This is a genomic window from Planosporangium flavigriseum (assembly GCF_011947225.1).
Lineage (GTDB): Bacteria > Actinomycetota > Actinomycetes > Mycobacteriales > Micromonosporaceae > Planosporangium > Planosporangium flavigriseum.
Window position 1 is genome coordinate 1 of the sequence record NZ_JAATVW010000003.1, and the last position, 21,799, is coordinate 21,799.

General features: G+C 70.1%; 18 protein-coding genes. 6 read left to right on the forward strand and 12 right to left on the reverse strand.

Annotated features, from left to right (window positions below; translation table 11 throughout):
* A partial coding sequence (locus tag HC028_RS05055) for an HNH endonuclease signature motif containing protein (protein WP_168073449.1) occupies positions 1–694 on the forward strand: 694 nt, incomplete at its 5' end.
* 58 nt (positions 695–752) lie between these two features.
* Here the strand turns inward: HC028_RS05055 and HC028_RS05060 are convergent.
* The 6 genes from HC028_RS05060 to pyk all read right to left on the reverse strand — a co-directional run bounded on the left by HC028_RS05060 (position 753) and on the right by pyk (position 6,588).
* Positions 753–1,592, reverse strand: coding sequence for an ABC transporter permease (locus HC028_RS05060; RefSeq protein WP_168073451.1), 840 nt, complete (start codon positions 1,590–1,592; stop codon positions 753–755).
* Positions 1,582–2,379 carry an ABC transporter ATP-binding protein gene (locus tag HC028_RS05065; RefSeq protein WP_168073453.1) on the reverse strand — a complete coding sequence of 266 codons (798 nt, stop codon included), beginning with the start codon at positions 2,377–2,379 and terminating at the stop codon, positions 1,582–1,584. Before HC028_RS05065 ends, HC028_RS05060 begins: the two co-directional genes overlap by 11 nt.
* The gene (locus tag HC028_RS05070; protein ID WP_168073456.1) at positions 2,376–3,422 is read right to left on the reverse strand and encodes an ABC transporter substrate-binding protein; all 1,047 of its coding nucleotides are present in this window, start codon (positions 3,420–3,422) and stop codon (positions 2,376–2,378) included. Before HC028_RS05070 ends, HC028_RS05065 begins: the two co-directional genes overlap by 4 nt.
* 319 nt (positions 3,423–3,741) lie before the next feature.
* Positions 3,742–4,209: an RrF2 family transcriptional regulator gene (locus tag HC028_RS05075; RefSeq protein WP_168073458.1), complete on the reverse strand. Its 468-nt coding sequence runs from the start codon at positions 4,207–4,209 to the stop codon at positions 3,742–3,744.
* 17 nt (positions 4,210–4,226) lie between these two features.
* Complete coding sequence (locus HC028_RS05080) at positions 4,227–5,105, reverse strand: acyl-CoA thioesterase (RefSeq protein WP_168073460.1); 879 nt, start codon at positions 5,103–5,105, stop codon at positions 4,227–4,229.
* A 52-nt stretch (positions 5,106–5,157) separates the two neighbouring features.
* Positions 5,158–6,588 carry a pyruvate kinase gene (pyk, locus tag HC028_RS05085; protein ID WP_168073462.1) on the reverse strand — a complete coding sequence of 477 codons (1,431 nt, stop codon included), beginning with the start codon at positions 6,586–6,588 and terminating at the stop codon, positions 5,158–5,160.
* Positions 6,589–6,761: 173 nt separating this feature from the next.
* Here pyk and HC028_RS05090 point away from each other — a divergent pair, with 173 nt between their 5' ends.
* Together HC028_RS05090 and HC028_RS05095 are read left to right on the forward strand one after the other, a co-directional pair.
* Positions 6,762–7,670 carry a serine hydrolase gene (locus tag HC028_RS05090; RefSeq protein WP_239075535.1) on the forward strand — a complete coding sequence of 303 codons (909 nt, stop codon included), beginning with the start codon at positions 6,762–6,764 and terminating at the stop codon, positions 7,668–7,670.
* Between the two features lie 439 nt (positions 7,671–8,109).
* Positions 8,110–8,877, forward strand: coding sequence for a dioxygenase family protein (locus HC028_RS05095; protein WP_168073464.1), 768 nt, complete (start codon positions 8,110–8,112; stop codon positions 8,875–8,877).
* 109 nt (positions 8,878–8,986) lie between these two features.
* Here the strand turns inward: HC028_RS05095 and HC028_RS05100 are convergent, their stop codons facing one another.
* Both HC028_RS05100 and gltB read right to left on the reverse strand, forming a co-directional pair.
* On the reverse strand, positions 8,987–10,456 hold the full coding sequence (locus HC028_RS05100; protein ID WP_168073466.1) for a glutamate synthase subunit beta: 1,470 nt from the start codon (positions 10,454–10,456) through the stop codon (positions 8,987–8,989).
* The gene (gene gltB, locus HC028_RS05105) at positions 10,449–15,074 is read right to left on the reverse strand and encodes a glutamate synthase large subunit (protein WP_168073468.1); all 4,626 of its coding nucleotides are present in this window, start codon (positions 15,072–15,074) and stop codon (positions 10,449–10,451) included. The genes HC028_RS05100 and gltB overlap by 8 nt, the downstream gene beginning before the upstream one ends.
* A gap of 656 nt (positions 15,075–15,730) precedes the next feature.
* Here gltB and HC028_RS05110 point away from each other — a divergent pair.
* Positions 15,731–16,081 carry a PadR family transcriptional regulator gene (locus HC028_RS05110; RefSeq protein WP_168073470.1) on the forward strand — a complete coding sequence of 117 codons (351 nt, stop codon included), beginning with the start codon at positions 15,731–15,733 and terminating at the stop codon, positions 16,079–16,081.
* Here the strand turns inward: HC028_RS05110 and HC028_RS05115 are convergent.
* From HC028_RS05115 to HC028_RS05130, 4 genes are all read right to left on the reverse strand, one after another.
* Positions 16,040–16,801 (reverse strand): permease prefix domain 1-containing protein, encoded by a 762-nt coding sequence (locus HC028_RS05115; protein WP_168073472.1) that lies wholly within the window; start codon positions 16,799–16,801, stop codon positions 16,040–16,042. The genes HC028_RS05110 and HC028_RS05115 overlap by 42 nt on opposite strands.
* Positions 16,802–16,926: 125 nt before the next feature.
* A complete protein-coding gene (locus HC028_RS05120; protein WP_168073474.1) occupies positions 16,927–17,502 on the reverse strand; it encodes an ACT domain-containing protein in 576 nt (191 codons plus the stop codon).
* Positions 17,503–17,550: 48 nt separating this feature from the next.
* A complete protein-coding gene (locus HC028_RS05125) occupies positions 17,551–18,258 on the reverse strand; it encodes an ACT domain-containing protein (RefSeq protein ID WP_168073476.1) in 708 nt (235 codons plus the stop codon).
* Between the two features lie 127 nt (positions 18,259–18,385).
* Positions 18,386–18,931 carry a plasmid pRiA4b ORF-3 family protein gene (locus HC028_RS05130; RefSeq protein ID WP_168073478.1) on the reverse strand — a complete coding sequence of 182 codons (546 nt, stop codon included), beginning with the start codon at positions 18,929–18,931 and terminating at the stop codon, positions 18,386–18,388.
* Positions 18,932–19,116: 185 nt separating this feature from the next.
* Here HC028_RS05130 and HC028_RS05135 point away from each other — a divergent pair, with 185 nt between their 5' ends.
* Both HC028_RS05135 and HC028_RS05140 read left to right on the forward strand, forming a co-directional pair.
* Positions 19,117–19,860 carry a pyrimidine reductase family protein gene (locus tag HC028_RS05135; protein WP_168073480.1) on the forward strand — a complete coding sequence of 248 codons (744 nt, stop codon included), beginning with the start codon at positions 19,117–19,119 and terminating at the stop codon, positions 19,858–19,860.
* Positions 19,861–20,029: 169 nt separating this feature from the next.
* Entirely contained in the window at positions 20,030–21,787 is a 1,758-nt protein-coding gene (locus HC028_RS05140) for an ATP-binding protein (protein ID WP_168073482.1), read from the forward strand.
* The last annotated feature ends 12 nt before the right edge of the window (positions 21,788–21,799 follow it).

The following is a 21,799-nucleotide window of genomic DNA, read 5'->3' on the forward strand; positions in this document are numbered from 1 at the left end:
TGAGGTGCCCGGCGAAAACCGGGTCCGGCTTTCCGGCTGGCTCGACCGCGAATCCGCCGCCCAACTCCGCGCCGCGATCGACCCGCTGTCCGCGCCCCGGCCGTCAGCAGGCGAGCCCGACGTGCGCACCCCCGGCCAGCGACGCGTCGACGCCCTCGTCGAGGTATGCCGGATCGCGCTGGCCTGCGGCGAGCTGCCCGCCAACGGCGGCGACCGCCCCCAGATCGTAGTCACCGTCGGCATCGACACGCTGCACCAGCAGGTCGGGACCGCGACCCTCGACGACGGCTCGTCGCTGCCGGCGACCGCCGCCCGGCGACTGGCCTGCGACGCCGCCCTACTCCCCGCCGTACTCGGCACCGCCGGGCAGGTCCTCGACGTCGGCCGCGAACAGCGCCTGATCAAAGGACCGCTGCGCCGCGCCCTCGTCCTACGCGACCGCGGCTGCGCGTTCCCCGGCTGCGACCGCCCACCCCGCTGGGCAGACGGCCACCACATCGTGCACTGGACAGACGGCGGAACCACCAGCCTCGACAACGCCGTCCTGCTCTGCGGCTACCACCACCGGCAGGTCCACCACAGCCCGTGGCAGATCCGCATCAACCCCGGCGACGGACTCCCCGAATTCACCCCACCCACCTACATCGACCCCGAGCAGAAACCCCAACGCAACCGCTACCACCGACGCCAGTGAGAACAGCGAGCGCCGACCTCCACCCGTGTCGCCTTCCACCCGGCCAACCGCCCTCCCCTTAAGCGAGCCCCCAGGCTCGACGCAGCCGGCGGTCGGCGTACGAGAACACGGTGTCGGCGAGGACCCCGATCACGAAGATGACGATCATGGTGCTGATGACGCCGACTGCGTCGTTCTGCTCCCGCAAGCCCTGCAGCCGCACGCCGAGCGCCGGCCGGTGCGCGATGATCACGAGAAGCTCGCCGGCGAGCAGGGAGCGCCAGGCGAACGCCCAGCCCTGTTTGAGGCCGGAGACGATGGCCGGCAGGGAGGCGGGCGCGACCACGTACCGGTAGAGCGCGAGGCCTCGGGCGCCGAAGTTCCGGCCGGCGCGCAGCAGCAGCGGCGGCACGTAGTCCACCCCGGAGATGACGCCGTTGGCGATCGACGGGGCGGCGCCGAGCACCACCACGAACAGGATCGCGTTCTCGCTGATCTGGAACAGCAGGATCGCCAGCGGAAACCAGGCGATCGACGGCATCGTCTGCAGCGCGGTGATGGCCGACCCCAGCGCGGCCCGCAGCGGCGCGACTCGAGCCACCGCTGCGCCCAGCACGAGCCCGATCCCCGCGGCGAGGGCAAACCCGACCAGCCCACGGCGGAGCGTCGTCGCTATCGCGTGCCAGAAGTCCGCCGTCGCAGTGGCCCGGGCGAGGTCGGCGAACACCTCCCGCGGCTCGGGCAGCACCCACGGTTCGCGCCACCCCGACCAGTACACGACCTGCCAGATCCCGAGCACGAACGCCAGCGCCAACACTTTCGGCCAGGTGGCGGCCCAGACTCTGGACAGCGTGGACCCGCCGCTCTCCCGGCCGGCGAGGTCCAGTGCGTCCAGCCCGGATAGGGTGTCAGCGGCCATGCCGGCGCACCTCCTCCCGCAGCCGATCGGTCACCTCGGCCGCGACCGCGGCGATCTCGGGTGAGTCGATGCGGCGCGGGCGCGGCACCTCCACCCGCCAGTCCGCGACCACCCGGCCGGGCCGGCTGGACAGCAGCACGATCCGGTCGCCGAGCCGGGCCGCCTCCCGCACGTTGTGCGTGACGAACAGGACGGTCAGCGCCCGCTCCTGCCAGATCCGCTCGATCTCGTCGTGCAGGATGTCGCGGGTCATCGCGTCCAGCGCGCCGAACGGCTCGTCCATGAGCAGCACCGGCGTGTCGAGCGCGAGAGTGCGCGCCATGGCGACCCGCTGCCGCATACCACCGGAGAGCTGGTGCGGCCGGCGCTTGCCGAACTCCGCCAAGTGGACGGTACGCAGGAGGGCTGACACCCGCACGGCGCGCTCGGCGCGCGGGACCTTGCGCAGCCGCAGCGGCAGGCCGACGTTGCCGGCTACGGTCAGCCACGGAAACAGCGCCGGCTCCTGGAACATCAGCCCGGGACGCGCACCACCGGCGACGTCGATCGTGCCCCCGGTCGGCTGGTCGAGACCGGCAACCAGGGACAGCAGCGTGCTCTTGCCGCAGCCGGAGGCTCCGACGAGGCAGACGAACTCGCCGGCGGCGACGGTGAGCGACACCTTGTCGAGCGCGTGCACCGCGGCCGGGCCACGCCCGAAGACCTTCGATACGCCGGCGAGGGTGAGAGCCAACCTTTCGGCAGCGGCGCGTTCCGGCAGAACCGACGCCACGTCTTCAGCTGTCATACCTTCACCTCCGGGGCGCCTCTCGCCTTCAGCACCTCGTTGAGCAGCGTCAGGTCGTAGATTCCCGTGAGGTCGACCGGCTGGAGCAGGCCGACCTCCTCGGCGTGCCTGGCCCCGTCACGCAGGGACGACGCGATCGGGTCGTTGAGGAACGTCAGGGTCTTCCATGCGTCGGCGGTCTGCTTCGCGTCCGGCACCTTGCCGCTCAGCTCACCGATCGCCGCGTTGACCACCTGCTGCGCTTCCACCGGATTGGCGTTGATGAAGTCGTTGGCCTCGACCTGGCCCGCGATCAGGTTCTTCACCACGTCCGGGTGCGCCTTGAGGAACTTGGTGCTCACGAGCAGGTTGGTGACGACGAACTTGCCGCCCGGCCACAGGTCGCGCTCGTCCACCAGTACCTTGCCGCCGGCCTTCACCAGCCGCGAGGCGAACGGCTCAGGAACCCAGGCGCCGTCGATCGCACCCGTACCGAACGCCGTCACCGTGTCCGCGTTGGCCTGCGGGAGGATGGTGATGTCGCCGCCGCCCTCCTTGGTGGTGTTCAGCCCGTGCTGCTTGAGCCAGTAGCGCAGCGCCACGTCCTGGGTGTTGCCCAACTGCGGCGACGCGATCTTCTTGCCCTTGAGCTGCTCCGGGCCGGTGATGTCAGGCTTGACGACGAACGCCGCGCCACCGGAGGCGGCGCCGGCGACCACCCGGACCGCCTGACCCTTGGACTTCTGCCAGGCGTTGACCGTCGGGTTTGGACCGATGTACGTGGCGTCGACCGCACCGGAGAACAGGGCCTCGACGGCCTCCGGGCCGGCGTTGAAGGTCTTGGCCTCGATGGCGACGTTCCTACCGAGCTTGTCGGCGTAGAAGTTCTTCTTGATCCCCACGATCGGGGTGGCGTGCGTCAGATTCGGGAAGTACCCGAGGCGCAGCGTGACCGGGTCGCCGGCCCCACTCGCCTTCTGCGGCGAGCCCCCACAGGCCGCCAGACCGGTCAGGGCCGCTCCAGTAACCGCAGCGACAGCGACCGCACGGATCAGCGTTCGCATGGCCCGTTTTTTCACCACAGCGGCTCTTACCGCCCCACTCGATCCCATGATCCCATCCCCCACCATCCCTATGTGATCAATAGGAATAGTGGGGATAATGGCTAGGTGTTGTCAACGGCCGGTCCAAGCAGTGGGATATCGATCACCCGAGACGGGCACGCACCATGATCATGAGCGGCTGATCGGTGGGCGACCGATCAGTGGCCGACCGATCAGTGGCCGACCGATCAGTGGGCGACTGATCAGTGGGCGACTGATCAGTGAGTAGTTGATCAGGGGCACCATCCGGTGCCCCTGATCAAGGGAAAAATGGGGACGGTCAGACCCAGGCGCGCGGGTCCGCCGCGAGTTCGCGTACGCGGTCGGGAAGGTCACCGGCCGCGACGTCCGCGATCGTGACCAGTTCGAGGATCTCCCGCTCACTCGCGCGGAGCGCGATCCACACGTCCTGCAACGCCTCGGCCGCGCCCTTGTAGTCGACGTTTTCCGGCCGCTGGCCCCGCACATTGGCCAGCGGCCCGTCGATCACCCGAATGATCTCGGCCAGCGAGATCTCATGGGCCGGTCGGGCCAACCGGTAGCCGCCCTCGGGGCCGCGCTGCGCGGTGACGACGCCGCCGCGGCGCAGTTGGAGCAGGATGCTCTCCAGAAACTTCGGCGGGATCTGCTGGGCATGCGCCAAGCGCTCGGCGGTCACCGGGCGCTCGGCCCCGTCGGCCCCGCTCACCGCCGCGGCAAGTTCCGCCACCGCGCGCAGTGCGTAATCAACCCGGGCCGACAATCGCATGTACGAATTATGTCCTGTCAGTAGCCGACGGGCCGCAGCAGGCCCTCCTGTACGACGCTCGCGACCTGGCGACCGTCCAGGGTGAACATCCGACCACTGGCCAGGCCCCGGCCGCCGGACGCAGACGGGCTCCAGCAGTCGTAGAGGAACCACTCGTCGGCCCGGAACGGGCGGTGGAACCACACCGCGTGGTCCAGGCTCGCCCCCTGGAACCCGCCGGGTCCCCACACCGCCCCGTGCGTCGACAGGACGGAGTCCAGCAGCGTCAGGTCGGAGGCGTACGTGAGCGCGCAGGCGTGCAGCAGTGGTTCGTCGGGCAGCTTGCCGTCGAAACGCATCCACACCCGCTGGTGTGGTTCCGAGGGGCGGTCACCCGGCCGCACCCATCCCGGCTCGTTGACGTACCGCACGTCGATCGGGCGCGGGATGAGTTCCCAGATACCCAGGCGCTCCGGGTACTTGGCCAGCCGCTCGTGCATCGTCGGCACTTCCTCGGGCAGCGGCACGTCCACCGGGGTCCGCCCCTGGTGATCCAGGCCCTCCTCCTGCACGTGGAACGACGCCGACATGAAGAAGATCGGCTTGTCGTGCTGGAGCGCCACCGACCGGCGTACCGAGAACGAGCGGCCGTCGCGGATGTTCTCCACCTCGTACCGGATCGGCACGGTCGGGTCGCCCGGGCGCACGAAGTATCCGTGCAGCGAGTGCACGTGGCGCTCCGGGTCGACCGTACGGCCGGCGGCGACCAGCGCCTGACCGGCGACCTGGCCGCCGAACACCCGCTGGAGGCCGATCTTCGGGCTGACCCCCTCGAACGTGTTACCGGTCAACGTGCGCAGGTCAAGCAGTTCGAGCAGTTCGTCAACGGCCTGCTGGCCGGTTGAAACTTCAGTCACCGCGCACTCCGCTGTTCGCGACTGCGGGGCTCGCTTCGCTCACTCTTCGCGCTCACTGAACATCCGCCAGATCGCCGAGTCTGTGTACGCGCAGCGTGTTGGTCGAACCCGGCGTGCCGGGCGGACTACCCGCGACGATCACCACACAGTCGCCCTTGTGGGCAAAGTCCAACCCGAGAAGTGACTGGTCAACCTGCCGGAACATCTCGTCGGTGTGCGCGACGAACGGTGACAGGAACGTCTGCACTCCCCACGACAGCGTGAGTTGGTTGCGCACCGTCGGCTCCGGCGTGAACGCGAGCAGCGGCAGGTTGCAGTGCAGGCGGGCAAGCCGGCGGACGGTGTCACCGGTGACGGTGAACGCGACCATCGCCTTGCCGCCGATGGACGAAGCGATCCGGGCGGCCGCCGCCGTGAGCGCACCGCCGGTGGTACGGGGGTCGTGCTGCAGCCGGGGCACCTGCATCTCGCCGGCCTCGGTCGTTGCGATGATCCGCGCCATCGTGGAGACCGTCAGCACGGGGTACCGCCCGACGCTCGTCTCGCCGGACAACATGAGCGCGTCCGCGCCGTCGAGCACGGCGTTGGCGACGTCGGACGTCTCCGCGCGGGTCGGCCGCGAGTTTTCGATCATGGAGTCGAGCATCTGGGTTGCCACGATGACCGGCTTGGCCTCCTCGCGGCACAGCTGCACCGCGCGCTTCTGGACCAGCGGCACCTCCTCGAGCGGAAGCTCCACCCCGAGGTCGCCGCGCGCGACCATGATGCCGTCGAACGCGCAGACGATGGCCTCCAGCTGCTCGACGGCCTCCGGCTTCTCGATCTTCGCGAGCACCGGGCGACGGATGCCGAGCTCGTCCATGACCTCGTGGACGAGCTTGATGTCATCGGGCGAGCGCACGAACGACAGCGCCACCCAGTCCACGCCGAGACGGAGCGCGAACCGCAGGTCCTCGACGTCCTTCTCGGACAGCGCCGGCACGCTCACCGCGACGTTGGGCAGCGACACTCCCTTGTGGTCGGAGACCATGCCGCCCTCGACGACGAGCACCCGGATGTCGGTGCCCTCCACGGCGATGACCTCGACGGACACCTTGCCGTCGTCGATCAGCAGCCGGTCGCCCACCTTCACCTCGGCGGGCAGCTTGCGGTAGGTGCACGAGACCCGGTCGTGAGTACCCTCGATGTTCTCCGAGGTGATCACGACGGTCTCGCCGGTTCGCCACTCGACGGGGCTTTCCTTGAACTTGCCGAGTCGGATCTTCGGGCCCTGCAGGTCGGCGAGGATGCCGACAGCCCGGCCACTGGCCTCGGCCGACTCCCGTACGAGGTGGTAGACCTTCTCGTGGTCGGCGTGGGTACCGTGGCTGAAGTTGAGGCGGGCGACGTCCATGCCGGCGTCCACGAGGCCACGCAGGCGTTCCGGGCTGGATGTGGCGGGGCCGATCGTACAGACGATCTTCGCGCGACGTATCACACACATGAGGCTAACCGTTGCCGGACCGGGAGGAGCGATTGACCCACGAGTTGCGCCGAATATGGGACGGCAACGCAACCGTCCCGCACCCGCGCCGGAGCAACGTGTTTCGGATCTTGGCAGATCTGGCACCGTAGTCAACATCGCGTCTTCCACGTTCACGCTTCCGAGGGGGCACGGTGATCGCCACGCCCGAGAGCACCGGAGCCGACAGCACCGGAGTCGACAGCACCGGAGCCGACAGCACCGGAGTTGACCCACTGGCGCGGGCGTGCCGCCAGATCCGGCGTGCCTATCAGCGGGAGACCACCCGGGCCGGAGGCACCTGGAATGCGCTGGTGACCCTGGCGGACCGGGACGGCTCGCACCGCGTCGTCATCGAGGACAAGGCCGACGACGTCGTGCCCGCAGCGAGCGTCAACAAGCTGGCCGTCGCCTGCGCAGTCCTCCACAAGATCGACCGCGGTGCGCTGCGACTGGACCAGACGGTCGAACTCACCCCGGAGATCGTCCTGCATGGTGACGGCATCTACCACCTGCAGACGGTCTGGGGCGACCGGCTCACGCTCGCGAACGTACTGACGGCGATGCTGATGCTCTCAGACAACACCGCGGTCCGCCTGTGCGGCCTGGTCTGCACCGGCCCGGAGGTGAATGAATACCTGGCGGCAAGGGATTTCCGGCACACGCGGGTACAGCCGGCGCCCGGCAACCCGCACCGGATGTTTCTGGGCACCACGACCGCCCGCGAGGCACACCGACTGCTGCGCATGCTGGTCGCCGGCACTCTGATCTCACCGGCCGCGACCCGGTTCGTCCTCAGCCTCCTCCACGGCTTCTCCGACGGCGTGCGGCGCACCATGTCGTCGGATGAGCGGCTGCGCACCGCCTCGAAGTACGGGGCGGACGACGACTGGCGGCACGAGGTCGGCGTCATGTTCGGCGACGACAGCAGCGCCGCGCTCATCTTCTCGTTCTTCGGCGACCTGCCCGGCCACGGCCACAACTTCGGTGCCACCAACCCGCTCGTCGAGGCGCACGCCCGGCTGGGCCGACTCCTGCTCGACGAGGTGGGGCGCCAAGGGTGACGGCACTGAGGTAACGGCACCGTGGCGACGGCACCGTGGTGACGGCACTGAGGCGACGGCACCGTGGCGACGGCACCGTGGCCGGCGTCCGAGTCCACGCCGGACGGCCCGTCGGCGGGTTACCCGAGATGATCCCGCGTGGGTCCCGCCCAGCCCCGTTGAGCCAGAACATCATCGAAGGGCGCCGGTTTATGCAGGTGGCGTCGCCTTATCCAGGTGGCGTCATCGCGCACGGCGGGAGAGTGGACCACCGATGATGGCGCCTTCAACGAGTTTGCATCAATCGAACGCATGTACTAATTCTAGCGGCAACCACCGACAATTCCCGGCGGCGCGGCGCACCACGCGCAGAAGCTTGAGCTTTCAACAAAATCCGCTACCCTTGTGGTTGAGCGCTCAACCAGATCGGGCGGCTCAGATTGGGGAAGCGATGAGCCGGATGCCAGCCCTTTACCTCGGCCACGGTGCCCCGCCGCTGGTCGACGACCCGACGTGGACCCGCCAACTGGCCGACTGGGCAGGCAAGCTCCCCCGACCGAGCGCGATTCTCATCGTCTCGGCGCACTGGGAGTCCGCGCCGCTGACGATCGGCGCCACCGCGACCGGCGTCCCACTGGTCTACGACTTCGGCGGGTTCCCCGAGCGGTACTACCGCGCGCAGTACCGCTCCCCCGGCGCGCCTGACCTGGCAGCGAAGGTCAAGGCACTGATGGCCGACACCGAACCGGTGGCCGAGCAGCCCGACCGGGGCCTCGACCACGGGGCGTACGTGCCGCTCACCGTCATGTACCCGGCCGCCGACATCCCGGTACTGCAGATCTCCATGCCCACGCTGGACCCGCAGCGTCTCCTGGACCTCGGCCGGCGCCTGGCGCCGCTCCGCGACGAGGGCGTCCTCATCATCGGCAGCGGGTTCCTCACGCACGGCCTGCCGTTCCTGCGGGAGTGGCGGATCGACGCGACCCCACCGGGCTGGTCGGCCGAGTTCGACGCCTGGACGGCGGAGACCCTGGCCCGGGGCGCGGTCGACGAGTTGATCGACTTCCGCAACCGGGCGCCCGGCATGCCGTACGCCCACCCGACCGTGGAGCACTTCGCCCCGCTGTTCGTCACCCTCGGCGCGGCCGACGACCCGGAGGCGCCGCCGGTACAGGAGATCGAGGGCTTCTGGCTCGGCCTGGCCAAGCGCTCGGTCCAGGTCGTCTGAGCGCGTCACCCGTCCTGGATTCCACCCCTGTACGCGAGCCCTGTACGCGAGGAGGGCGCCCCTCTCACCCAATAGACGGTGAGAGGGGCGCCCTCCTCAAAAGCGCGCGCTAGCGGACGCCGATCGGCGCCGACATCGGCACCACCGGCGCAGGCAGCTGGCCATCCCCGCCCAGGTACGCGTGGATCGAGGCAGCGGCGGAACGCCCCTCGGCGATCGCCCACACGATCAGCGACGCGCCCTTGTGCATGTCGCCGGCGACGAAGACGCCCGGGGTGGAGGTCTGCCAGTCCGGCCCGCTGTCGATGGCTCCGCGCGTGTTGCGGGTGAGCCCGGCCTGCTCCAGCAGCGGACCCTCCTCCGTGCCTTGGAAGCCGATCGCCAGCAGCACCAGGTCGGCCGGCAGGTTCCGCTCGGTGCCCGGGACCGGCGTGACGATCCGCCGACCGTCTACCTTGGTGACCGTCACCTCGCTGATCCGGATCGCCTCGAGGCGGTCGGTGCCGACGAACTCGTGCACGGCCACGGCGAAGAGGCGGTCGCCGCCCTCCTCGTGCGCCGGGTAGTTGCGCAGCACCCACGGCCACGTCGGCCACGGGTCGCGCTCGGGATCGCGCGAGCCCGGCGGCTCGGGGTAGATGTCGAGCTGCGTCACGCTCGCCGCGCCCTGCCGGTGCGCCACGCCCAGGCAGTCGGCGGCCGTGTCGCCACCGCCGATGATGATGACGTGCTTACCGGCCGCGTTGATCGCCGGCTCGTCGGTCAGACCGGCGACGTGCCGGTTGGACTCGACCAGGTGCTCCATCGCCAGGTGTACGCCCGGCAGCGCCCGGCCCGGCGTCTCCGGGGTGTCGCGGCCCTGCAGCGCGCCGCAGGCCAGCAGCACCGCGTCGTGCCGCTCGCGCAGTTCGGCCACGGTCAGGTCCACGCCGACGTTCACGCCGGTCACGAACTGCACACCCTCCGCGGAGAGCTGTTCGAGGCGCCGGTCGATGTGCTCCTTCTCCAGCTTGAAGTCCGGGATCCCGTACCGCAGCAGGCCGCCGATCCGGTCGTCCCGCTCGTACACGGTCACCGCGTGCCCGGCGCGCGCCAACTGCTGGGCGGCCGCGAGGCCGGCCGGGCCCGACCCGACCACGGCGACGCTGCGCCCGGTCGGCTCCGGAGCGGACTGCGGCGTCACGTACCCCCGGTCGAACGCCCGGTTGGCGATCTCGACCTCGACCTGCTTGATGGTCACCGGGTCGTCGGCGATGCCGAGCACGCAGGCGGCCTCGCACGGCGCCGGGCACAGCCGCCCGGTGAACTCCGGGAAGTTGTTCGTGGCGTGCAGCGCCTCGCTGGCGAACTGCCAGGAGTCGGTGCGGACCAGGTCGTTCCAGTCCGGGATGCGGTTGCCCAGCGGGCAGCCCTCGTGGCAGAACGGGATGCCGCAGTCCATGCACCGGGTCGCCTGCGAGCGGATCAGCTCGTCGGACGCGGACGGGTAGACCTCCCGCCAGTCCATGATGCGTACGGGCACGGGCCGGCGAGCCGGCAGCTTGCGCTGGTGGCGTAGAAAGCCGTTCGGATCAGGCACGGGATACCTCCGCCTTGTCCTGAGGAGTGGGTGCCGGGGTGGTAGCCGCCGACATCACCGCCTCATCGACGTCACGGCCGGCAGCCTCGGCGGCCTTGATCGCTTCCATGACCCGCTTGTAGTCGCGCGGGACCACAGCGGTGAACTCCGTGACGGCCTCGTCCCACCGCGCCAGCAGCGCGGACGCGACGGCCGAACCGGTCTCGTCGGCATGCCGGGCGACCAACGACCGCAGGGCCTCGGAGTCGACCACCGGGTCCAGGTCGACCAGCTCAGCGTTGACCCGGGCCGGGTCGAGGTTCCACACGTACGCCACACCGCCGGACATGCCGGCCGCGAAGTTCCGTCCGGTGCTGCCGAGCACGACGACGGTACCGCCGGTCATGTACTCGCAGCCGTGGTCGCCGATGCCCTCGACAACCGCCGCCGCGCCGGAGTTGCGCACCGCGAACCGCTCGCCGACCCGGCCGCGCAGGAAGACCTCGCCGCTGGTCGCGCCGTACAGGATCGTGTTGCCGCCGATGATGTTCTCCTCGGCGACGAACGGCGCAGCCTCGTCCGGCCGCACGATCAGGCGACCGCCGGACAAGCCCTTGCCGATGTAGTCGTTGCCGTCACCGAACAGGCGCAGCGTCACACCGCGCGGCACGAACGCGCCGAACGACTGCCCGGCCGTGCCGCGCAGCGTCACGTCGATCGTGTCGTCCGCCAGCCCGGCGCCACCGAAGCGGCGGGTCACCTCGCCGCCCAGCATCGCGCCGACGCTGCGGTTGTCGTTGCGTACCGACATCTCGATCTTCACGGCCGTGCCGTCGTTCAACGCCGACGAGGCGGCGGCGATCAGCTTGTTGTCGAGCGCCTCTTCGAGCTTGTGGTCCTGCTTGACGCTCTGGCGCCGCGAGGCGCCCGACGGGAGGTCCGGCACGTACAGCACCGGCTCCAGGTCGAGGCCCTGCGCCTTCCAGTGCTCGACGGCCTGGCGCGTGTCGAGCAGCTCAGCGTGCCCGATCGCCTCGTCGAGGGTCCGGAAGCCCAGCTGGGCCAGGTACTCCCGCACCTCCTCGGCGAGGAACAGGAAGAAGTTCTCCACGAACTCGGGCTTGCCGCTGTACCGCTTACGCAGCTCAGGGTTCTGCGTGGCGATGCCGACCGGACAGGTGTCGAGGTGGCAGACGCGCATCATCACGCAGCCCTCAACGATGAGCGGGGCCGTGGCGAAGCCGAACTCCTCGGCGCCCAGCAGCGCCGCGACGACCACGTCCCGGCCGGTCTTGAGCTGACCGTCGACCTGCACGGTCACCCGGTCCCGCAGGCCCTGGATCAGCAGGGTCTGCTGGGTCTCGGCCAGGCCGAGCTCCCAGGGGGTACCGGCGTGCTTCAGCGAGTTGAGCGGAGAGGCGCCGGTGCCGCCGTCATGGCCGGAGACCAGGATGACGTCGGCCTTCGTCTTCGCGACACCGGACGCGACGGTACCGATGCCGACCTCGGAGACGAGCTTGACGTGGATCCGCGCGCTCGGGTTGACGTTCTTGAGGTCGTAGACGAGCTGCGCCAGGTCCTCGATCGAGTAGATGTCGTGGTGCGGCGGCGGCGAGATGAGGCCGACGCCCGGGGTGGCGTGGCGGGTCTTGGCGATCCACGGCCACACCTTGTTACCCGGGAGCTGACCACCCTCGCCGGGCTTCGCGCCCTGCGCCATCTTGATCTGGAGGTCATCGGCGTTGACCAGGTACTCGCTGGTCACGCCGAACCGGCCGCTCGCGACCTGCTTGACCGCCGACCGCCGGGCCGGGTCGTGCAGGCGCTCGACGTCCTCGCCGCCCTCACCGGTGTTGGACTTGCCGCCGAGGCGGTTCATCGCGATCGCGAGGTCGGTGTGCGCCTCCGCCGAGATCGAGCCGTAGCTCATCGCGCCCGTGGCGAACCGCTTGACGATCTCGCTGGCTGGCTCGACCTCGTCGATCGGGATCGCGGGCCGCTCGCCGAACTTGAACTCGAACAGGCCGCGCAGCGACGCGGCCTGCGCCGCGAGGCTGTCGACCTTCGACGTGTACTTCTTGAACACGTCGAACTGCCGCGACCGGGTCGCGTGCTGGAGCAGGAAGACCGTCTCCGGGTTGAACAGGTGCAGCTCACCCTCGCGGCGCCACTGGTACTCACCGCCCACCTCGAGGCGGCGGTGCGAGCGCTCGGCCGGGTTGGCCGGGTAGGCCTTGGCGTGCCGCGCGGCGATCTCGGCGTGGACCTCCGACAGGCCGATCCCGCCGATCTTGCTGCTGGTGCCCGTGAAGTATCGCTCGACCAGGTCGGGCGCGAGCCCGACCGCTTCGAAGACCTGGGCACCGCAGTACGACGAGACCGTCGAGATGCCCATCTTCGACATGATCTTCAAGACGCCCTTGTTGAGGCCCTTGACGTAGTTCTTGATGGCCTTGTCGGAACTGATGCCCGGCAGCGCACCGGTGGCGATCAGGTCGTCGACGCTCTCGAACGCCAGGTACGGGTTGACGGCCGCCGCGCCGTAGCCGATCAGCACGGCGACGTGGTGCACCTCGCGGCAGTCGCCGGACTCGACGACCAGCGCGACCTGGGTACGGGTCTGTTCGCGGACGAGGTGCTGGTGCACCGCCGCGGTGAGTAGCAGCGACGGGATCGGGGCGAGGTCGGCGTTGGTGTCCCGGTCGCTCAGGACCAGTACCCGTACGCCGTCCTCGATCGCCTCGGACACCCCGCGCATGATCTCGACCAGGCGCGCCTTGAGTCCGGCCGCGCCGTCGCGCACCGGGTACAGGCCGGACACCCGGACGGCCTTGAAGCCGGGCATGTCGCCGTCTTCGTCGATCGACAGGATCTTGGCCAGCTCGTCGTTGTCGACGACCGGGCCGGGCAGCACGATCTGCCGGCAGCTCGCCGGATTGGGGTCGAGCAGGTTGCCCTCGGGCCCGATGGTCTGGTTCAGGCTGGTGACAAGCTCCTCGCGGATCGCGTCCAGCGGCGGGTTGGTCACCTGGGCGAACAGCTGTGTGAAGTAGTCGTACATCAGCCGCGGCCGGGTCGACAGCGGCGCGACCGGGGTGTCGGTACCCATCGAGCCCAACGGCTCGGCCCCGGCGCGAGCCATCGGCCCGATGAGGATCTTCAGCTCCTCCTCGGTGTAGCCGAACGTCTGCTGCCGGCGCTGCACCGACTCGTGGGTGTACACGACGTGCTCGCGCTCGGGCAGCGACTCGAGCTGGATCAGCCCCCCGTGCAGCCACTCGTCGTACGGGTGCTGCGCCGCCAGCTCGGCCTTGATCTCATCGTCTCCGATGATGCGGCCGGCGGCCGTGTCGACCAGGAACATCCGGCCCGGCTGCAGCCGTCCCTTGGCCACGACCTTCGCCGGGTCCAGGTCCAGGACGCCCGCCTCGCTGGAGAGCACGACCAGGCCGTCCGCGGTGTGCCACCAGCGGCCCGGCCGAAGGCCGTTGCGGTCGAGGACGGCGCCAATGATCGTGCCGTCGGTGAACGCGACCGCCGCCGGACCGTCCCACGGCTCCATCAGGCTCGCGTGGAACTGGTAGAACGCGCGCCGCGCCGGGTCCATCCCGGGGTCGTTCTCCCACGCCTCCGGGATCATCATCAGGACGGCGTGCGGCAGGCTGCGCCCGGCCAGGTGCAGCAGTTCGAGCACCTCGTCGAAGTTGGCCGAGTCGGATCCGTCGGGCGTACATATTGGGAATATCCGTCGGATATTGCCCGGAATCATCGGCGCGGCCAACAAAGCCTCGCGGGCGGCCATCCAGTTCCGGTTGCCGCGGATCGTGTTGATCTCACCGTTGTGGGCGATGATCCGGTACGGGTGCGCCAGCGGCCACGACGGGAACGTGTTGGTGGAGAAGCGGCTGTGCACGAGCGCGATCGCACTGTCCATGCGCGGGTCGTTCAGGTCCGGGTACACCGCGGGCAGCTGGTCGGGGGCGAGCATGCCCTTCCAGGTCATGGTGCGGGACGACAGCGACGGGAAGTACGTGTCGATGCCGCGCTCGCGGGTCTCCCGCTCGGTCTGCTTGCGTACGCAGAACGCGACCCGGTCGAGCTCGATGCCGCGCACCGGCTCGCCGGCCGGGCCCGCCGGCGACTCGGTGAGCCGGTCGGCCGCCAGGAACACCTGCATGATCCGCGGCATCGCGTTGGCAGCGGTGGCGCCCAGGTCGCTCGCGTCGACGGGCACTTCGCGCCAGGCCAGCACGCGCGCGCCCTCGACCACGGCGTACTTGTCGAAGACGGCCTTGGCGCGCTCGGCGTCGCCGTCGTCGGTGGGCAGGAACGCGAGGCCGGTCGCGTACTCACCGGCCGGCGGAAGCTCGACCCCGGCGACGGCGCGGCAGAACGCGTCCGGCACCTGGATCATGATGCCGGCGCCGTCGCCGGTGTTCTGCTCGGCGCCGCGGGCACCGCGGTGGTCCATCCGGCACAGCGCGTCGAGGCCGTGCTGAACGATCTGGTGGGAGCGCCGCCCGGCTACGTCCGCCACGAACGCCACGCCACAGGCGTCGTGCTCGTAGGCGGGGTCGTAGAGACCTTGGGCCTTCGGCACGCTGGTGAGCGTCGCGTTACGGATGTGTGGCGATGCCATCGGGCCTCCTCACGTCGTCAAGACTGCAGAACGGGACGACGTCGGCCCAGGTAGTCGCGTCGAGTGTACGCGAAACCCACCCTCGAACGAGAAGGTCAAACTGATCACAATCATGCTGACCGTGACGGGAAAGTCTCGCGCTGCGAGACCGTGCCTGCCCCGACGTGAACAAACCCCATTGTGACGCCCACGTACAAAACCTTCACATCCGACTAAGGCGTGCGACGCCTCACATTTCGCGCTCTCGGGCTGCGGTTAGATCTGTTTGATCAAGCAAAGCGGCGAGTTAACCGACTCCCTTTTCGGGAACCGCTCCTCCTTGATCCACCGCTCTTTCTGGATCAACGCGAATCTTCCTTGATCCACGCGGAGCCGCCGCTGCCCCCAGAATGCGGCGTTGCATCCGCAATTAACAGCGCGAGGCCCAAAAGCTACTACAGAGTAACTGATGCCGGCGCCGACGCAGCCGCCGCTTCACTACGGCCGCTTCCCGCAGACCTGCCCCTGTTGTTGAGGAGGGCGCCCCTGTTGTTGAGGAGGGCGCCCCTGTTGTTGAGGAGGGCGCCCCTGTACCCGGATAGACCGGAAGAGGGGCGCCCTCCTCAGGCAGTAACCTCGCTGATCCACCCCTCCGAGTACCCGTAGACTCGCTACGCGTGAAGGCCGATGCGCTACGTGGGCACCTCGACGCGCTCCTGCTCGCCGTTCTCGATGACGGGCCGCGTCACGGGTACGCGATCATCGAGGCGCTACAGGTCCGCAGCGGCGGCGTGCTGTCCCTGCCGACCGGGACGGTCTACCCGGCCCTGCGCCGGCTGGAGCGGGCCGGTTTCGTGGAGAGCAGTTGGAGCACCGTGGCCGGCCGGGAACGGCGCACCTACCAGCTCACCGCCGATGGCCGGAAAAGCCTGGCGTCCGAACGGTCGACCTGGGAGCAGTTCACCGCGACGATCGGCGTGTTCCTGTCACCCCAGCCGAGCGGCGAGCCCGGGCCCGCTAGCCCGTAGGGAGTAGCTCGCCCGGAGACAGCGCAGCCCCGAACGGCCCACGCCGAGCAGCGACAGCGCCACCACCACGGCGCACGCCAGCATGGGCGCCCACCCGGCGGCGGCAGGCGTACGCACGCCCCACGCATAAGTGGCGATCCCGGTCACGACCTGGACGGCGACGAAGCACAGCACACCGGCGCCCATGAGCCGGGTCAGCAGCAGGGGGGCGGGCACCCGTTGCGCGGGCAGGTACCGGCTCCCCCAGCCGTAGCCGAGCAGCGTGAGCAAGGCCATGATCACGGCGGTCACCTGCAGCACGTCCAACGTGTACGCCACCACCAGGTGCCAGGAGACGGGCGGCGGACCGGACGCAGCCGACAGGCTGTCCGTCCACAACAGCCGGGACACCAGCATCAACACCGGCATCACGATCGCGACCAGCAGCGCGGTACGCCGGCCCTGCGCCGCCGCCAACTCGGCCTGGTAGTCGGCCGCCAGCTGGCGATGGTCACCGAAGTCCGCCAGGGCCCGGGCAACCGCCTCCGACGGCGGCAGACCCGCGTCGGCGTACGCCTCCGCGGCATCGACCAGACCGTCGCGCACCTCGGCAAGCAGATCCACCTTGGCCCGGCGCGGGCCCGTCAGCCGGCGGGACAGGCCGGCCACATACTCATCGATACGGCGCTCATCGATACGGTGCCCGTCCACCGTGGGCAGCCGTGACGCTGTTGCGGACACGAATCAAGGGTCGCACAGTCCCCTGCCGAGCCGCCTCAGGCTCCCCGGTCGTTAGCGCCCATCAGGGGCTGCCGGATGGGCGCTAACGAGACGGGTCGAGAGGTTATACGTAATGACAGGTCGGACTATGCCACGCCGTCGATGGCGCTTTCTCTCTCATGACCGGCCATCGCGACCTGTACGAGCGCCTGGGCGCGGGCGAACTCCGCCGGCATGAACGCGGGTTCGTTACGGCGGGCGACCAGCGTGTCGCCGGCCGGGCCGGCGAGCACCATGACGTTCGGGGTGAACCCCGGTCGGCCGCCGGCACCGCCAGGGGTGACCTCGCCGCGGCTACGCGTGGTCTCGCCGCGGTCGACCTCACAGCCGAGCAGCGTGCTGAGCGCCGACTCGAGCCGGCTGGGGTCGGCCGCCACCATCGCCGCGATACCCAGCGCCCGGGTCGGTTCGTCCACCAGTCCCCTGGCGTCGGCGTGGCACACCCACGGATCCCGGCCGCGCCCGCGCCGGATCGCCTCGACGAGTTCGTCAGCGCTGAGTGACTGCGGGGCGTCGACCAGGAACTCGTCGACGGCGCCGGCCTCGGTGGCGTGCACCTGGACGGCGAGGATGTTGACCGACCGGAGCGCGAGGCTCGCGGTCAGCACCGAGAGGTAACCCGGCCGGTCGTCCACGGTCGCCCGGACCCGCCACAACACCATCGTTCCTCCTCAAATCAGACTGCGACGCGAGTCACGCCGCGACGCGAGTCAGGCCGCGACGCGAGTCACGTCGGTGAGCCGGTCACCGAGCACCACGGCGACCGCGTCGACGAACTGCGCGAGCCGGTCCACCTCGCTCCGGTGGAACGGCGGCGGGTACAGGCCCGGCTCGCCGTCGCCGTCGCCGTCGGCCCGCCCGCGGGCGACGGCGAGGACGAGGCCGCCCCGGTGGAACGGCGCGACCGCGAGGTGGGTTCCGCCGCCGGCGCTCATCGCGCGCGGACGCAGCGGTGCGATGTCCGGGATCTGCGGTACTTCCGGCGCCCGCAGGCTCGCGCAGAGTACGTCCGGCGCGAGCCCGCCGACCGAAGCCCAGTCCCGGGGTACGGACAGCACCGCCGCCCAGTCCGCCGCGCACACCCCGGGCGCCGCGTCCACGAGCGTGGAGAGGCCGTATGCCGGGTTGGCGGCGATCTGCCCCACGATCGCCACCTCGCGGGCGGACGGGTCGGGCAGTTCGGTGGTCCGCCACGCGCCGTCGACGCGAACGCCGGGAATCACCGCCAGGCCGGCGAGCACCCGGTCGACGGGCGCGGCGGCCGGCCAGACCACCGCGAAGTCGTCGACCGCCCGGCCACCCACCCGCTCGAGCACGACAACCTGAACAATGTCAGCGCCGACCACACCCAACGTCCGCGCCACCTGCCCCAGCGAGCCCGGCCGATCCGGCAGGCTCACCCGTAGTCGAAGTAACACCCGTCCTCCTCCCGACTGGCTCCAAGAGTGCTTGTCGATCGTTTCCAGCCCGTTGCAAGCCAGTGTCAATGCCGAGTCACCTGGCAGCCGTGTGCAGCGCACTTCCCCGTGGCCGGCGCGTCAACCGTCAGGTCAGCCTGCGCAGCAGGGTGCTGACCTGGTCCGGGTCGAACTGGGCCGGGTCGTACGGGCGCCCGATCCAGTCCCACATCACGATGTGCCGGGGGTGGCTCGGGTCGACCAGGGCGGTGATGAACTCCGCGTACCCCTCCGGGCCGCCGACGTCCTCGGGCGGGCAGGCCCGCTCCCCCGCCACACACATCGGGTAGCGCACTCCGGGGTCGGCCGGCAGGACCTCCTCGACCACGACCTCGTGCTCCCACCAGGCTCCGAAGTCGTAGACGTAGCACATCCGGGTGCCTGGCCCGGCCACCTCGTCGAGGCGGTAGTCCATCTCGTCGAGCAGTGGAAGGTCCCCGTCGGGATCCGGCTCGCCGTACTGCGCGCCCTCGATCTCGAAGGAGTGCAGGTGGCAGTCCTGCCAGCCCATGGCGAACTGCATCACCCGGTGCACGCGATCGAGGGTGTAGGCGGCGGGTACGAGTACCTGACGCCAGACCGGGGGCGTCACGTCACCGAGGGTCACGCGTAGCTGGAAGACTCGCCGGGTCATCGTGCCGCCATTGTCGACCGCACCTGTTGTTGACCGCCAGCGACGACTGACGGACCCTGGGGGTGTGATCTGCCAAGCCTGCCGTAAGAATCACCACGAGGACTGCCCAGGCGGCTCGTGGTGCGACTGCCAGCACCGCAGGCCCGAACCGAAACCGCCGGCGACCGGCCCGGCCGGGGAGTAGCGTGCACCGGATCTATCCCGACCCCGACCCCGACCCGACCCCACTCGACGACCCGGCCCTGATCGACCTGTACGCGCCGGCCGACCGGTCCCGCCCGACGCTGCGCGTCAACTTCGTCACCAGCCTCGACGGCGCGGTCACCCTGGAGGGCTACTCGGAGGGGCTGTCCGGCCCGGCCGACAAGCGCGTGTTCCACCTGCTGCGGATGCTGTCCGACGCGGTCGTGGTGGCCGCCGGCACGCTGCGGCACGAGGGGTACGGGCCGGTCAGGATGAACGACGAGCGCCGGGCGTGGCGCCGCGAGCACGGTCTCGCCGAGCATCCGCCGCTGGTGGCGGTCTCCCGTACGCTCTCGTTCGACGCGGCGCTCCCGGCGCTGTCCGAGGCGCCGACCCGCCCGTACGTGATCACCTGCGCCTCCGCCCCGGAGGCGGCCCGCAAGGCGCTCGCGGATGTGGCGGACGTCATCGTCTGCGGCGAGGACGACGTGGACCTGGCCGCGGCGCGGGCCGAACTGCACGAGCGCGGGCTGCTGCAACTCCTGTCCGAGGGCGGCCCGTACCTGCTCGGCGGGCTCACCGCGGCCGACCTGGTCGACGACTTCTGCCTGACGGTGTCTCCGCTGCTCAGCGGCGCTGGCGCGGGCCGGATCACGGCCGGGCCGCCGAGCCCCGCGCCGCGCCGGCTGGGGCTGGCCCACATCCTCGCCGAGGAGGACATGCTCCTGCTGCGGTACGCCCGCTGACGACCGCCACCAGGCAACCTCGCGCAGTCCGTACCTTATTTGGGCTATGGGTATATTTTGACCTGATTCAATCCCGTGACTGGCCACAAACACGGGCGTGGTGTACGAACATGCGTGCCATCCGTGGGGCAGGATGCCCAGTGGGTGAGGCAGTAGAAGGGGGTCGGGCGTGGTCGAACGCACGGAGCAGGGTGACGTGGTCGGCCGGGTGCTCGGCACCGCCGACGCCACCCCGCTGACGTTCTGGGTGGCCGTCGCCCCCGGGGCGTACCTGCAACTCGACGACGTCGTCGTGACCAACCGCGAGATGCCCGACGGCTCGACGGTCACGATCGCCGGCGTGGTGACCGCCGTCCGGGCCCGCCACGAGGGCGCCCAGTTCGACTCGGACGTGTTCGCCATCGCCGACGGCACCCTCCCCGCGCAGGTGCAGGAAGCCGCCGAGATCACCACGACCCGGGTACAGCCGGAGGTGTACGTGCCGCCGGCACCCGGCGCGATCGTGCACCGTGCCGAGGGCGACGCCCGCGCCAGCGCGCTGTACTTCGACAACATGCAGCGCAAGGTCCCGATGGGCTTCGGCCGCGACGGCGCGCCGGTGTTCCTCAACGCCGACTTCCTCGACGGCAGCCGGGGCGCGCACGTGTCCATCTCCGGCATCTCCGGCGTGGCCACCAAGACCAGCTTCGCGACGTTCCTGCTGTACTCGGTGTTCCGCTGCGGCGCGCTCGGTGGCGCCGGCGAGTCGGCCAACTCCCGCGCGCTGATCTTCAACGTCAAGGGCGAGGACCTGCTCTTCCTCGACCACCCCAACGCGAGGCTCGACGAGTCGACCATCGACGCCTACAACAAGCTCGGCCTGACCGCCGGGCCGTTCCCGGATGTCCGCGTCTACGCCCCGCCGCGGCCCGGTGACTCGTCCGGCACTCCTGATGTGAGCAGCCGCCACACCGGGGTGGACAGCTTCTACTGGACCCTCGCCGAGTTCTGCGAGCTCCGGCTGCTGCCGTTCGTGTTCGCCGACGCCGACGACGAGCGCCAGCAGTACACGATGGTGGTGCACGCGGTGACCGCCCACCTGGCCCGCGTCGCGGTGCCCGCCGACAGCGGCATCAGCATCGACGGCACCCGGATCGGCGGCTACGCCGAACTGGTCGACTACCTCGTCAACCAGCTCAACGACGACGCCACCCGTGGCATCTGGACCGGCAGCGCGGTCGGCCTCGGCACGGTCAACGCGTTCGCCCGGCGGCTAATCGGCAGCAAGAAGGACCTGGCCCGGCTGATCCGCGGCGACCTGGCCGTGCGCCGGCCGCACTCCATCAACACCGCCGAGAGCGCCCAGGTCACCGTCGTCGACCTGCACAACCTGCCGGACCGGGCGCAGCGCTTCGTGGTCGGTGTGACACTCAAGAGCGAGTTCGAGCGCAAGGAGAAGGCCGGCACCGCCAAGCCCCTGCTGTTCGTGGTGCTCGACGAGCTCAACAAGTACGCGCCGCGCGAGGGGTCCAGCCCGATCAAGGAGGTGCTGCTCGACATCGCCGAGCGGGGCCGCTCGCTGGGCGTGGTGCTCATCGGCGCGCAGCAGACCGCGAGCGAGGTCGAACGGCGGATCGTCTCCAACTCGGCGATCCGGGTGGTTGGCCGGCTCGACCCGGCCGAGGCGTCCCGGCCCGAGTACGGGTTCCTGCCGCCCGCGCAGCGCCAGCGTGCCCTGCTCGCCAAACCGGGCACGATGTTCGTGGCGCAGCCGGAGATCCCGGTGCCGCTGTGCGTGGAGTTCCCCTTCCCGTCCTGGGCCACCCGGCCGTCGGAGGCGGGCCCGCCGCCGAACGCCACGCTGCGCTCGATCGTGCAGGCCAGCGATCCGTTCGCGGTGGTGGGCGCGTCGACGAAGAGTCTCGAAGACGACGACATCCCGTTCTAGAGGAAGTTCTAC

Excerpts from the sequence above, each read along its gene's own strand:
- gltB (WP_168073468.1), bottom strand. The coding sequence starts at position 15,074 with ATGGCATCGCCACACATCCGTAACGCGACGCTCACCAGCGTGCCGAAG.
- HC028_RS05130 (WP_168073478.1), bottom strand. The coding sequence starts at position 18,931 with ATGACCCGGCGAGTCTTCCAGCTACGCGTGACCCTCGGTGACGTGACG.
- HC028_RS05070 (WP_168073456.1), bottom strand. The coding sequence starts at position 3,422 with ATGCGAACGCTGATCCGTGCGGTCGCTGTCGCTGCGGTTACTGGAGCG.
- HC028_RS05065 (WP_168073453.1), bottom strand. The coding sequence starts at position 2,379 with ATGACAGCTGAAGACGTGGCGTCGGTTCTGCCGGAACGCGCCGCTGCC.
- HC028_RS05095 (WP_168073464.1), top strand. The coding sequence starts at position 8,110 with ATGCCAGCCCTTTACCTCGGCCACGGTGCCCCGCCGCTGGTCGACGAC.
- HC028_RS05075 (WP_168073458.1), bottom strand. The coding sequence starts at position 4,209 with ATGCGATTGTCGGCCCGGGTTGATTACGCACTGCGCGCGGTGGCGGAA.
- HC028_RS05120 (WP_168073474.1), bottom strand. The coding sequence starts at position 17,502 with ATGGTGTTGTGGCGGGTCCGGGCGACCGTGGACGACCGGCCGGGTTAC.
- HC028_RS05060 (WP_168073451.1), bottom strand. The coding sequence starts at position 1,592 with ATGGCCGCTGACACCCTATCCGGGCTGGACGCACTGGACCTCGCCGGC.
- pyk (WP_168073462.1), bottom strand. The coding sequence starts at position 6,588 with ATGTGTGTGATACGTCGCGCGAAGATCGTCTGTACGATCGGCCCCGCC.